Raw genomic sequence first — 12,295 nt, 5'->3', positions numbered from 1 at the left:
CCGCGGAGGAGCGACGATGCCGAACGACGCGGTCCTGGACGGCTCGATCCGCGGGCTGCGGACCCTCTACGACGACGGGAAGGCGTCGCCGGTGGACGTCGTCGAGGCGGCGCTGCGCCGCGTCGCCGGCGACCGGCTGCGGGCCGTCGCGCATCCGCGCGCCGGCCGCGCCCGCGCCGAGGCGGCCCTCGCGGCGGAGCGGCTGTCCGCGGGGCGGGCGCTCGGCCCGCTGGACGGCGTGCCGGTCGCCGTCAAGTCGATGATCGCCATGGAGGGCATGCCGCAGGACGCGGGCTCGCGGGTCCTCTCCGGGGCCGTCGCGTCCGGTGACGCCTCCGTCGTCGCCGCGCTGCGGCGGGCGGGCGCGGTCGTCGTCGCCTCGACCACCCAGGACGAGTTCGCCCTCACCACGCTGGGCCCGGCGCGGAACCCGTTCGACGCGACCCGCACCGCGGGCGGCTCCAGCGGCGGCTCGGCGGCCGCGGTGCGCGCCGGGATGTGCTTCGCCGCGCTCGGCACCGACACCGGCGGCAGCGTCCGCATCCCGGCCGCGTGCTGCGCGGTCGTGGGCCTCAAGCCCACCTACGGCCTCCTGCCGACGGACGGGATCGTCCCGCTCGCCTGGTCGCTGGACCACGCCGGGCCGATCGGCCGCACCGTCGAGGATGTCGCCGTGACGCTGGACGCCCTGCTCGCCGGGACCGGCCGAGGCGGCGACGCCGTCCGCGCCGGTGATGCCGTCTCCGGAGCACCCGCGCGCCTGGCGGGCATGCGGATCGCCGTCCCGTCCGAGGACTACCTCGACGTTGTGGACCCCCACCTGCGTGAGGAGTTCACCGCCGCGGTGGACGCCGCCCGCGCCGCGGGCGCGGAGCCGGTCACGGCGGACCTGCCGGACCAGGAGGACGTCAAGGCCGTCCACTGGCCCGTCCTGTCCGCCGAGATGGCCGCCTACCACCTGCGCCGCTTCGGCGAGCCCGACGACCGCTACGGCCCGGCGATGCGGGACGGGATCCTCGCGGGCGCCGAGGTCGGCACCGGCGCCTACCTCGCCGCGCAGCGGGGCCGGATGCTCCTGCGGGCCCGGCTCGACGAGATCCTGGCGGGGGCCGACGTCATCGCGCTGCCCACGATGGCCGTCGACCCGCCACCGCTGGGACGGACCGAGGTGGAGCTGGCCGGGCGCCCCGAGGACGCCGTGGCGGCCATGGTCCGGCTCACGTCCCTGGCCAACCACACCGGCCACCCCGCCCTGTCGGTCCCGCCGGGCACCGCGCCCGCGGACCGCCCGGCGGGGATCCAGCTGATCGCCCGGCACTACGCCGAGCACGACCTCCTCGCCGCCGGCGCCGCCTTCGAGTCCCTGGGACGCTGAACCCGGGCCACCGCACCCGCGGGGCCCGGGCCGCCGCGTCACCGGGTCATCGCGTCACCGGGTCATCGCGTCACCGGCCGAACGGCGCGAGCCGGTTCCAGAACGCGCAGTTGTGCTGCCGGGCGATGTCGAAGTTCATCTGGCTGTCCCCGGCGGGCAGCAGCGACATCACGGCCTTGTCCTTGGACGAGAACCGGGTCCACAGCGGGGTGCCGTCCACGGTGGGGTCGCCGGTGCGGGCGAAACCCGACCACTGCGCGGTGAGCTGTTCCAGGAACGGCCGCTGGTTGGGGTTCAGCGGGGGCTGGCCCGGGAACGTGCCGTGGAACAGGTAGCCGAACTCGCCGACATGCAGGGCGCCGGCGGGCTTCGACGAGTCGACGAACGGCAGCGGCGGCGGGTTCGTGTCGTCGAACTGGTAGGCGTAGACGGGGACGTGCTCGGCCAGGCGGCGGTCGTTGAGCAGCGCCGGGCAGACGGAGTTGGCGTCGGCGAGGATCGTCCGGGACGCGATGTACGCCGCGGGCTGCGGGAACCGGGCCAGCGGGTAGCGCTTCAGCACCTCGGGCGCGTGCTCCCCGTATTGGCGTCGGACGAGCTCCTCGTACGCGGCGGGCGTCTCGGCGGGGAGGATCTGCGTCTCGTCCCTGGCCACGCCGTGGATGACCGGGACCTTGTTGAACGTGCCGGACGCGAACGCCTTGCCCGGCGACGTGGTCAGGGTCTTGCCGTCGACGATGGGCGCGATCGTGCCGCTGTCCGCGCCGAGCCCGTTGCCCGCCTTGTCGAGCAGGGTCTGCACCGGCACCCCGCGCAGGCAGGCGGCGACGTCCGCGGCCGTGCCGCACCCGACGGCGGCGGCGAAGCGGGCGCCCGCGCGCTGCGCCTCGGCCCGCGTCGGCAGCCGGGTCGCGCAGTCCTGCGGCTGCCAGGTCGTGTCGACGCCGCGCAGCGAGCTGTACTCGCCGCTCTCGATGATCCCCTTGTCGAACAGCCCGCGGGCGGTGGGGGACGCCATGTTGGCGCACACGCTGGAGCCCCCGGCGGACGGCCCGAAGATGGTGACGTTGCGGGGGTCGCCGCCGAACCGGGCGATGTTGCGCCGCACCCAGCCGAGCGCCGCCTGCTGGTCCTGGAGCCCGTAGTTCCCGGAGTTCGCGCCGAGGCTCGCGTGGGACAGGAACCCGACGATGCCCAGCCGGTACTCCATCTCCACCTGGATCACCTGCCCGGCCTTGGCGAGACGGGTGCCGTCGGAGGGGGTGCCGAGGCGGAACCCGCCGCCGTGCAGCTGCACCATGACGGGCAGCGGCCCGCCCCCGGAGACCGCGGGGACCCGGACGTTCAGCTTCAGGCAGTCCTCGTTGGTCGACCCGGGCCTGAAGTCCGACGGCTGCGGGCAGGCGCTGCCCGGCTCGGTCGCCTGGAGCGGCGACGTCCAGCCGGGATGCCGCGAGGGCGGCTTCCACCGCCGGCCCGCGACCGGCGGGGCGGCGTACGGGATCCCCAGCCAGTTCGTGATCCGGTCTCCGGCGGTGCCGCACACGGGACCGGCGTCGGTCTGGACGAGCGTGCCGTCCGAGCACGCCGGAGCGGCCGCCGGGGCCGCAGCCGCCGCGCGCGCCGCCGTCATTCCGGTGGCGGCGACGGCGACGGACAATATCAACTTCAGGGTGATACTGGACCTCATCTGGTCCTCCGGTCGAAACCATGCGGATATGGGGCTTCTCCGATCATTGCAGCGGCGCCGGGCGCAGTGAAATATTGAATGGACAATTTGCGCGCGTTTGTTTCCTTGTCAACGTCCGCGCGGCCGGATCGCATTGACGGAGCCGGGCCATTGCGCCCCCCAGGAGCCGCTCATTGACTTCCCGGTCCAATTGCGGGGCACCGCGCCTTGGCCCATCATCATGGGGTCCGGAACGGCATCGGCCGGGACGCCGCGCGACGCGGCGGGACACCGGGCATCAGGCCGCCGAACAGCAGGAGGAGACCGTCCATGCCGAGCGTGCGCGAGAGCAGCGAGGTCGTCGTCATTGGAGCGGGCCCGGCCGGGCTGACCCTGGCCTGCCTGCTGCGGCGGGCCGGCGTGGCGTGCGTGGTGCTGGAGCGGCGGAGCCGGTCGTATGTGGAGCGGCGGCAGCGCGCGGGCGTCCTCGACCACGCCGGGACGCGGATCTTCGAGGAGGCGGGGCTCGGCGGGATCCTGGCGGGCGCCCCCGGCGACGGCACCCTGGAGATCCGCGTGGACGGGGAACCGCGCCACCTCGACGTCCCCGCGCTGTCGGACGGCAGGACGGGCCGGATCGTCCCGCAGCAGGTGCTGGTCGGGCGGCTCATCGCCGCGTTCCTTGAGGACGGGGGAGACCTGCGCTTCGACGCCGCCGAGGTCACACCGCACGACCTCGGCGGCACCGCCCCGCGGGTGACCTACCGCGACCCCGGCGGGACCGTCCGCGAGATCGCCTGCGCGTACGTCGCCGGATGCGACGGCCAGCACGGCGTCAGCCGGGCGTCGGTGCCCGCCGGTGCCCTGACCGCCTTCTCCTACGACCACGGCATCGGCTGGCTCACCGTCCTCGCCGACATCCCGCCGCCCCGCCACCCGCTCTTCGCGATCACCTCGCACGGCTTCGCGGCGCAGTTCCCGCGCGGGCCGAGGGCCAGCCGCTTCTACCTCCAGTGCCCGCCGGACGACGGCCCCGGCGACTGGGACGACGAGCGGGTCTGGGCCCAGCTGCGGCTGCGGCTCGCCGACGGGGACCTGCCCGCGGGGCCGATCACCGAGAAGGGCGTCGTGGACATGCGCAGCCTCGTCGTCGACCCGATGCGGTACGGCTCCCTCTTCCTGGCCGGGGACGCGGCGCACATCGTCACCCCGATGGGCGGCAAGGGCATGAACCTCGCGATCGGCGACGCGGACGTGCTCGCCCGGGCGCTGCGCGCGGCCGTGCGCGACGGCGACGGCTCACTGCTCGACGCCTACTCCGCGACCTGCCTGCGGCGGGTGTGGAACTACCAGGAGTACTCCTGCTGGATGACGGAGATGGTCCACGAGGCGGGGGACGCCTCGCTGGCCGGGACGTTCCGCCACCGGCTCGCGCGGGCCCGCTTGGACCGGCTGTTCACCTCCGAGCCCGCGGCCCGCGCGTTCGCCGACCTGATGGCGGGCGGCTGACCCGCCGGCCCGATCCTGGAACGCCCCCGGCGGCGGACGCGCACGGCGGACGTGCGCGGCGGACGTGCGGCGGACGTGCGCGGCCGCCGTCAGGCGGGCGAACCGGGCTGGCAGGCCAGGGAGAGCAGCGAGGCCGCCGACAGGCAGGGGATGGCGCCCGCCCGTTCGAGCAGTCTCCGCGCGCCGTCCCCGGCCATGAAGGTGAGGAACGCCGAGGCCGGGGCGCCGTTCGCCGGCGGCCCGTAGGTGTAGAGGACCTCGGGGGCGGCGAACGGGTAGCGGTTCTCCACCGAGGAGATCGCCGCCCGCCTCCCGTCGAGCGTGAGGATGCGCACGTTGGGGTAGAGGCGGGCGTTCGCCGCGGCGTGCAGCTCGGCGTAGCCGATCGCGCCCGGAAGCTGGTCGACGGTGCCGAGGACCTGCGCCTGGCTGCTGCGCTCGCAGCGGATCACGTGGGCGGCGGCGCGGATCTGGTCCTTGCGCCGGCAGTCCCGGGACGACAGCTCCGGCTCGGGCTCGTCGAGCACCTGCTCCTCGAAGATCGTCCGGGTTCCCGAGCCCTCGGTCCTGCTGACCATCCGGATCGGCACGTCGGCGCCGCCCGGGAACCGCTTCCAGCTCGTGGGCCCGCCCCGCGGGGAGTAGACCGACCGCAGCTGCTGGACCGACAGCCCCGTGATCTTCGTGTCCTTGTGGACGACGACGGCGAACGCGGTCAGCGCGACCGCGTAGCCGCGGAAACCCCGTGACTTGACCTCGTCCGAATCGGCCGCGAGATACCCGTCGTGCATCGCGATCGTCGTGGCGGCGTTGCCGAGGGTGAGGGCCCGCAGCCCCTCGTTGGAACCGATGGCCCGCACCTCGACGGCCGCGTCCGGGCACGCGGCCTCGTAACCCCGCGCGATGGCGTCCGCCGTCCGTTCGAACGCGGTGGAGCCGATCAGCCGGAGCCTGCCGCTGAAGCACTCCGGGTCCTGCGACGCGGAGCCGTCCCCGAACGCCGCCCCGCCCACCCCGACGCCACCGGCGAACAGCAGCACGGCGGCCGCCGCGGCCAGCGGCCCCCGCGTGCGCGGCCGCCACCCGCGCGGCCCCCTCTGACCCGGCGCGGGCCCGCCCGGTTCTCGTCGTCCCGCCTCCGGTGGAGCGCCCAGGGTGCCCGGCGCCCCCGCGGGCGTCCGTGCCTCTCGCGTGCGTTCCCGGCCCTCGGCCGCGGCCAGGCGCCCGCGCAGCTCCTCGGCCGTCGCCTCGGACTCGGCGAGCCGCAGCCGCAGCGCCGCCGCCTCGGCGCGGGCCTGCGCCAGGTCGTCGGGCGGCGCGACGTGCCGGAGCCGCTCGTACGACTCGGCCCAGAGCGCCGCCTCCGCCTCGGGGAGCCCGCACGCCGCCGCGAAGTGGCCGATCCTGACGCGCTCGCGGTCGCTGGTCGTCCGCCAGCGGTCCTTCTGGAGCATCGCGCTGATCGTGGCGTCGGGCAGCGTGCCCCACGAGCGCCTCTCGATCTCCGACTGCCGCGGCGAGCCCGCCCAGACCTTCAGCTCCGCCAGTAAGCGGTAGAAGTCCCGGATGTCACGGGCCGCGGACGGATCGGGCAGCTCACGCTCGGCGGTGAACGCCGGCATGGCCCACGGCTCGAACACCACGGGATGCCGCGAGGTCAGCCGCCGCCACGGCACCTTCGCCCGGTACGTCTCGACGATCTTGGCGGGCTTGCCGTTCCGGTTGCGTTCGAACGCCGCGAGCAGGCCGGCGCCGCGCTCGTCCCACAGGGCCCGCTCCGCCGCCGCCCACCGCTCGCGCACCACCCCGGCCGCGGTGCCGCCGGCGCCCGCCGCGGCCAGGCACGCGCTGACGACCTCCCAGGACGGCAGCCCACCGTCGCCGGCCAGCAGCGCCCGGACGGTCGCCTCCCGCAGCCCCGTCCGCTTCGCCAGCACGGCCGGACCGTTCCCGCCCAGCTGGACGACCAGCTCGCGGGTGAAGTCCGCCAGCCGGTCGAGATAGGAGTCCACCGCCCGCTCCGTCCCTCTCCCGCCGTCCCCCCGTTCGGGCGCCCGACCCGGCCCCCGAACGGGCGCCCCGCCACGGGGGAGACGATCCAGCATGAAGGCGGAACGGGTGCGGGCTCCGCGAGTTGTCCCAAAGTTCGCGTACTGGTGCCCATCTGGACGATCGGCGGCCCCTCCCCGGACGCTTCCAGGAACACCCGGAGGCTTCCTGGAAGGCACCAGGAAGCCCCGGAGCCGACCAGGACGCCCGCGGGCCGATCACGCGGGGCGGGCTTCCACCACGCTGGAGCCATGAGCCGAGGACGCAGCCACCGCTCCGTTTCCTACGCCGACCTTGCGGTCGACCGCTTCGCCAACTGGCCGCTGAAGGCATGCCGGGCCGCCTGCCCGCCCGGCCGTGCCCTGGCGCTTCCGGGGTTGCAGATCGTCCACTTCCACCAGGGCGACCTCGCAGAAGTATTCCTCACCCCGGACGTGATCGGCCGCCTCACGGCGACCCTCAGCGGCTCCGAGCGCATCGACGTCTTCCCCGACATCGGCTGGGTCCAGGTCCATCTGGACACCGACGGCGACCTCTTCCTCCTCCAGTCCCTGGTCAGCCTCGCCATTCAGGCCAACGACCCCGCCGGCGGACCCTCGCGCCGCGCGGCGGCGGACTGCCCGCGGACCGCCCCGGGGACGGCCGCCCGGTTCGTCTCCCGGGCGGCCGCCAGGTCCGCCGCCGAACACGCCGTCAGGACGGCCACCAGGACCGCGTCCCTGCTCGGCCGCTGACCCCGCCCGGCACCGCCCGCCACCGCCCGCCCTCCGGTCGTCCGCGATCTTTCCGGCTCGGCCCGCCCCCTTTACGGCGCGCGGCTATAGTGCTCCGCTGGAGGGGCCGGGAGCCGGGGCGGCGGCTCGTGGTGCCCGCGAGCGAAAGGCAGGACCGCGCATGTCGGATGCCCCGGACGGTACCGACCACGATCCCCGGGAACCGCTCGACCAGATCGACCTCCAGACCGACCGGCCGCACTCGGCGCGGGTCTACGACTTCATCATGGGCGGCAAGGACAACTACGCCGCCGACCGGGACACCGCCGCGCAGGTCCTGGCGGACTGGCCCGGGCTGCGCACCTCGATGCTCGCCAACCGGGCCTGCATGCACCGGATGGCCCGCCACCTCACCGGCCTCGGCATGCGGCAGTTCATCGACGTCGGGACCGGCATCCCGTCCTCGCCGAACCTGCACGAGGTCGTCCAGGAACGCGCGCCCGGCGCCCGGATCGTCTACGTCGACAACGACCCGATCGTCCTCGCCCACGCGCGGGCGCTGCTGACCGGCACCCCCGAGGGACGCACCGCCTACATCCAGGCGGACATGCGCTCACCCGGGTCGCTGCTCGGCGACCCCGTCCTGGAGGACGTCCTCGACCTGTCCGAGCCGGTCGCGCTCACCCTGATCGCGGTGCTCCAGTTCGTCGAGGACGCCCAGGCCCTGGTGGAGGCGCTCGTCGAGCCCCTCGCCCCCGGCAGCCACGTCGCCCTCACCATCCCCACCGGCGACCTCGCCCCCGAATCCCGGCGCCTGGCGGCGGAGTACACGCGCAGGGGCATCCCGATGTACCTCCGCGACCGCTCCGAGGTCGAACGCCTCCTCACCGGCCTGGAGATCCTCGACCCGGGCGTCGTCCCCATGCCGCGCTGGCATCCCGCGCCCGGGGACAGGCCGCTCCCCGACACCGCCACCAACATGTACGCCGCCGCCGCCCGCAAACCGTGACGTCCCGAAGATGACCATCAGGAATGGAAGGGTCCCGCAGTGGCCATTCCGTTCTTGTGGCCTGGGCATTTCCTATCCGGGTGTCTATCCTCGGTCAGGTGGCTGACGAGCGTACGGTCGAGGATCGCGCCGAGAAGGCCCCGCCGATCTCCGCGGTCCAGTACTCGGTGACCGGCCCGACGATAATCACGGACGCCACCGTGACAATGGACGGTCCCTACCATCTGGATCTGCTGAGAACGGCGGCGGAATCCGTGTGCCGCGCGCACGGGGCGGCGCGCACCACCGTCGATCTCGACGAGGGCCGGCAGGCGGTGCACCCGTACCGGGACGAGGCGGTCGGCTTCGAGGTCCACCGGGCGGCCCCCGGCACGCTCATGGCGATGGTCGACGATCTGGCCCGGCGGCCGATCGACCCGGCCGCGCTGCCGGTCTTCCGGGTGGTGGCCGTGGTCGAGTCGCCGCGCAGGCTGGCCGTCCACCTCGCGCTGCCGCACGCCGTCGCGGACATCGCGTCCATCGGCGTCGTCGTCAGGGACTTCCTCAACGCGTATGCGGCGCTGGCCAGGGGGGACGTCCCGGCGCTGCCGGAGGCGCCGCAGTTCGCCGACCACATCGCGCACCGTCAGGCCGTCTGCGACGACGAGCGCACCTGGCGGGAGGGCGGGCCCGGCGCGCGTGCCGCGGCCTTCTGGGCGAAGAAGCTGCGGGGGGCCGCGCCGCCGCCGTTCGAGCGGCCACGGCGGGGCGGCGCGTCCGGTGAGCGGATGGTCTTCCTGCGGGAGCGGATCGACCCCGGCACCCGCCGGCTGCTGGAGGAGGTCTGCGAGCAGCAGCGCTGCTCCCTTTTCCACGCGACGCTCGCCGCGTTCGAGGAGACGGTCGCCGGGCTGACCGGAGAGGCCGACGTGACCACGATGTGCATCGTGCACGGCCGGGGCGGCGGCGCGTTCGAGGACACGGTCGGCCTGCTGATCTCCGACGTCGTCTTCCGCCGCACCGTCGGCGCGCCGAGCCGCCGCGCCGCCCTGTCGGCGGTCGCCGCCGACGCGTGGCTCACGCACATGCACCAGGACATCAGGATCTCGGAGCTGCCGTCGCGCGTGGAGGAGGTCGCGCGGCTCTACCGCGAACGGCATTTCCGGGCCATGTTCCTGCAATTCCGGCCGCAGCGGACCGGAGCCGGGATGCGGGACGCCGTCGAGGGCGTCCGGCTCTCCTTCCCGCCCGGCCAGCGCGCCATGCGGGCCTGCGTCTGGCCGGGGAGCGCGCTGTGCAACGTCGACCTCGTCGCGGACGGCCTCGACGTGGAGCTGATGTTCGACCGGCTCCGCTGGGCCGAGACGGAGATGCGGGAGCTGCACGGCAGGTTCACCCGCTGCCTGCGGGCCTACGCGCGGGAGCCCGACGCGCCGGTCAGACCCGTTCGAAGATGATCCTCGCCAGCCCGAGGTCACGGCGCTCGAACTGGCGCACGCAGGCCGACAGGTAACGCAGGTAGTCGGCGACGACCTCCGTGCCCACCTCCCGCTCCGCCTCCGCGCGCCGGGCGGCCAGCGCGTCGTGCCACGCCCGGCACGTGCGGGCGTAGTGGTCGGGGTCGTTGCGGACGGTCACCACGTCGAACGACCGCTCGGCGCCCTCGACGACCTCGCTGAGCGGCGGCATCACCGACTCGGGGAAGATCTTCTCGATGATGAACATCATGTCCCCGACGGCCCGCCGGTCCAGGGGCCGCGCCCGGCCCGCGACGTTCGTCTGCAACGCCAGCCGCCCGCCCGGCGGCAGCCAGCCGCGGCAGCGCCGGAAGAACGCCCGGTACGCCTCCAGCCGCTCCGCCCGGCTCATCCCATGCCGGGCGAAGTGCTCGAACGCGCCCAGCGAGACGATCGCGTCGTAGCCGCCGTCCTCGTGGTCGGCCCAGTTCTGCACCCGCACGTCGTACCGGTCGTCGGCCCACTCCTCGATGGACGACCGCTGCGACGGGCTCAGCGTGAGGCCCACGACCCGGCCGACGCCCTGCTCCTCGACCAGGTGCCGCAGCATGCCGCCCCACCCGCAGCCGATGTCCAGGACGCGGCCGGCGCCGGTGGCCCGCGCGCCCTCGGCCATGTAGGCGAGCTTGCGCCGCTGCGCGGAGGCCAGGTCGTCGCCGGGGCCGTCCCACAGCGCGCACGAGTACGTGCGGCTCTCGTCCAGCCACAGCTCGTAGAAGGCGTTGCCGAGGTCGTAGTGGTGCCGGATCGCGGTGTCGGACGCGCCGCGGTAGCGGTCGCCGTGCAGCGCGGGCTCGGACGGTGGTGTCACGGCCGGTCTCCCGTCAGGCGGTCGAGTCGAGGCTGATGGTGGCGATCGTCGGGAGCTCCTCGGCGAGCAGGAGCTGCCGGGCGCGGTAGCGCTGGATCTTGCCGCTGGGCGTCTTCGGCACCGCGCCGCGGCTGAGGAACACGCATTCGTGCAGCGCGATGCCGGCCTTCGCCATCGCCACCGCGCCCGCCGCGCCCGCGACGGCGCGCAGGTCGGCGCCGTGCTTGCGCAGCTCGGTGACGAGCACCAGCCGTCCCACGTCGAGGACGGCCGAGCAGCCCGGCCGGATCGGCGCGAGCCCGTCGACCGCCAGCTCGATCTCCCGGGTGTTGACGTTGCGCCCGCCGACGGAGATCACGTCGTCCAGCCGCCCGACGGGGAACAGCTCGCCGTCGTGGCGGAAGCCGAGGTCGCCGGTCCGGAAGCCGTCGGCGGTGAACCGGCTGCGGGTCAGTCCCGGGTCGCCGTGGTAGCCGTCGGCGAGGCTGGGCGACCGCAGGACCAGCTCGTCCACCGTCCCGTCCGGGGGCGCGGCGACCTCCACGCCCGGGCACGGCGTCCCGCAGCCCACGAGCCAGGACGCCGCGGGCGCGTCCGGGTCGGCGGGAACGACCTTCCCGTCGGCGAGCTCGATGCCGTCCACGGGGAGGAACCGGGGTTCGGCGCCGGGGGCCGTCGCGGACACGGCGAGGGTCGCCTCCGCCATGCCGTAGGCGGGCACGAGGTCCCTCAGCGCCAGGCCGCTCGGCCCGAAGGCGTCGACGGCCGCCAGCAGTGCCTCGCGCTCCACCCGCTCGGCGCCGACGATCGCCGTCCGGACGGCGAGCCGCCGTGCCAGCGGCCGTCCCCGCTGCGCGCGGGCGGCGAGGCGCAGCGCCGTGTTCGTGCCCGCGGTCATCGTGCCGCCGAACTCGGCCAGGTCCGCGAACCAGCTCCGCGGGCCGAAACCGAACCGCTGCGGCGTGGACAGCACCAGCGGCATGTCGAACGCCCACGGGAACATCAGGCACCCGAACATGCCCATGTCGTGGGAGAGGGGGAGCCACGACACGACCGTCTCCCGCCCGGGGACGGCGCCGGTCATCTCCCGGATCATGCCGAGCTGCGCGGCGATGGCGCGGGGTGTCAGCACGCAGCCCTTCGGGCGGTCGGTGCTGCCCGAGGAGAACTGGACGAACGCGGGCTCGTCGTCGCCGGGCGGCCGCGCGGGGACCGTCCCCGCGCCCACCGAGTCCCACGCCGTGGCGCGGACCCGCGCCCGCACCTTCTCGGGGATCGTGCCGGCCGTCTCGCCGTCGGTCAGCAGGAGCGGCGATCCGACCAGCTCGACGAGCGTGGCGATCTGCCCGGCGTACTCGTCCGGGCTCATGCCCCGGGCCGGGACGGGCAGTGACACCACCGTCCCTCCCGCCAGCCACACCGCCAGCACCCCGCGGACCGCCTGCGGGGAGTTGGTGAGGACGGCGGCGACGTGCACGCCCGGCCGCACGCCCAGGCGGCGCAGCCCGCCGGCCATCGCGCGCGCGTCGGCGGCCACCTCGTCCCAGCCCGCCGTCACGAAACCCTGCCCCGTCCAGCAGTGGAGCCGGCCGTGCCGCGCGCCGAGGACGTGATCCCAAAGTGAGTCCATAAGCCTGCTCGAATCCCTCGGGTCCTGTGGAACT

Annotated in this window: 9 protein-coding genes; 5 read left to right on the top strand and 4 right to left on the bottom strand. The window is 74.7% G+C overall.

Going from position 1 to position 12,295, the window contains the following annotated elements; translation table 11 throughout:
- Window positions 1-16: 16 nt before the first annotated feature.
- Window positions 17-1,375, top strand: a complete 1,359-nt coding sequence (locus AGRA3207_RS11525) for an amidase (RefSeq protein ID WP_231334590.1) — start codon at window positions 17-19, stop codon at window positions 1,373-1,375.
- Window positions 1,376-1,445: 70 nt separating this feature from the next.
- Here the strand turns inward: AGRA3207_RS11525 and AGRA3207_RS11520 are convergent, their stop codons facing one another.
- Window positions 1,446-3,065: a carboxylesterase/lipase family protein gene (locus AGRA3207_RS11520; RefSeq protein ID WP_231334589.1), complete on the bottom strand. Its 1,620-nt coding sequence runs from the start codon at window positions 3,063-3,065 to the stop codon at window positions 1,446-1,448.
- Window positions 3,066-3,374: 309 nt separating this feature from the next.
- Here AGRA3207_RS11520 and AGRA3207_RS11515 point away from each other — a divergent pair, with 309 nt between their 5' ends.
- Entirely contained in the window at window positions 3,375-4,553 is a 1,179-nt protein-coding gene (locus tag AGRA3207_RS11515; protein WP_231334588.1) for a 4-hydroxybenzoate 3-monooxygenase, read from the top strand.
- Between the two features lie 89 nt (window positions 4,554-4,642).
- Here AGRA3207_RS11515 and AGRA3207_RS11510 read toward each other — a convergent pair whose 3' ends face one another.
- The gene (locus AGRA3207_RS11510) at window positions 4,643-6,565 is read right to left on the bottom strand and encodes a substrate-binding domain-containing protein (RefSeq protein WP_231334587.1); all 1,923 of its coding nucleotides are present in this window, start codon (window positions 6,563-6,565) and stop codon (window positions 4,643-4,645) included.
- A 288-nt stretch (window positions 6,566-6,853) separates the two neighbouring features.
- On the opposite strand from AGRA3207_RS11510, the gene AGRA3207_RS11505 reads away from it, so the two are divergent.
- The 3 genes from AGRA3207_RS11505 (at window position 6,854) to AGRA3207_RS11495 (ending at window position 9,760) form a co-directional block, all read left to right on the top strand.
- On the top strand, window positions 6,854-7,336 hold the full coding sequence (locus AGRA3207_RS11505) for a luciferase domain-containing protein (RefSeq protein ID WP_231334586.1): 483 nt from the start codon (window positions 6,854-6,856) through the stop codon (window positions 7,334-7,336).
- A gap of 160 nt (window positions 7,337-7,496) precedes the next feature.
- Window positions 7,497-8,324, top strand: coding sequence for an SAM-dependent methyltransferase (locus AGRA3207_RS11500; protein WP_231334585.1), 828 nt, complete (start codon window positions 7,497-7,499; stop codon window positions 8,322-8,324).
- Between the two features lie 98 nt (window positions 8,325-8,422).
- Window positions 8,423-9,760, top strand: coding sequence for a condensation domain-containing protein (locus tag AGRA3207_RS11495; protein ID WP_231334584.1), 1,338 nt, complete (start codon window positions 8,423-8,425; stop codon window positions 9,758-9,760).
- Here AGRA3207_RS11495 and AGRA3207_RS11490 read toward each other — a convergent pair.
- A complete protein-coding gene (locus AGRA3207_RS11490) occupies window positions 9,741-10,631 on the bottom strand; it encodes an SAM-dependent methyltransferase (protein ID WP_231334583.1) in 891 nt (296 codons plus the stop codon). The two genes, AGRA3207_RS11495 and AGRA3207_RS11490, sit on opposite strands and share 20 nt — an antisense overlap.
- A gap of 13 nt (window positions 10,632-10,644) precedes the next feature.
- Window positions 10,645-12,261, bottom strand: coding sequence for an AMP-binding protein (locus AGRA3207_RS11485; protein WP_231334582.1), 1,617 nt, complete (start codon window positions 12,259-12,261; stop codon window positions 10,645-10,647).
- Window positions 12,262-12,295: the final 34 nt, after the last annotated feature.

The sequence above is a fragment of the Actinomadura graeca genome, assembly GCF_019175365.1.
GTDB classification, from domain to species: Bacteria; Actinomycetota; Actinomycetes; order Streptosporangiales; family Streptosporangiaceae; genus Spirillospora; species Spirillospora graeca.
The sequence above is the reverse complement of the archived record's forward strand: the minus strand, read 5'-3'. Positions and strand labels throughout refer to the sequence as shown.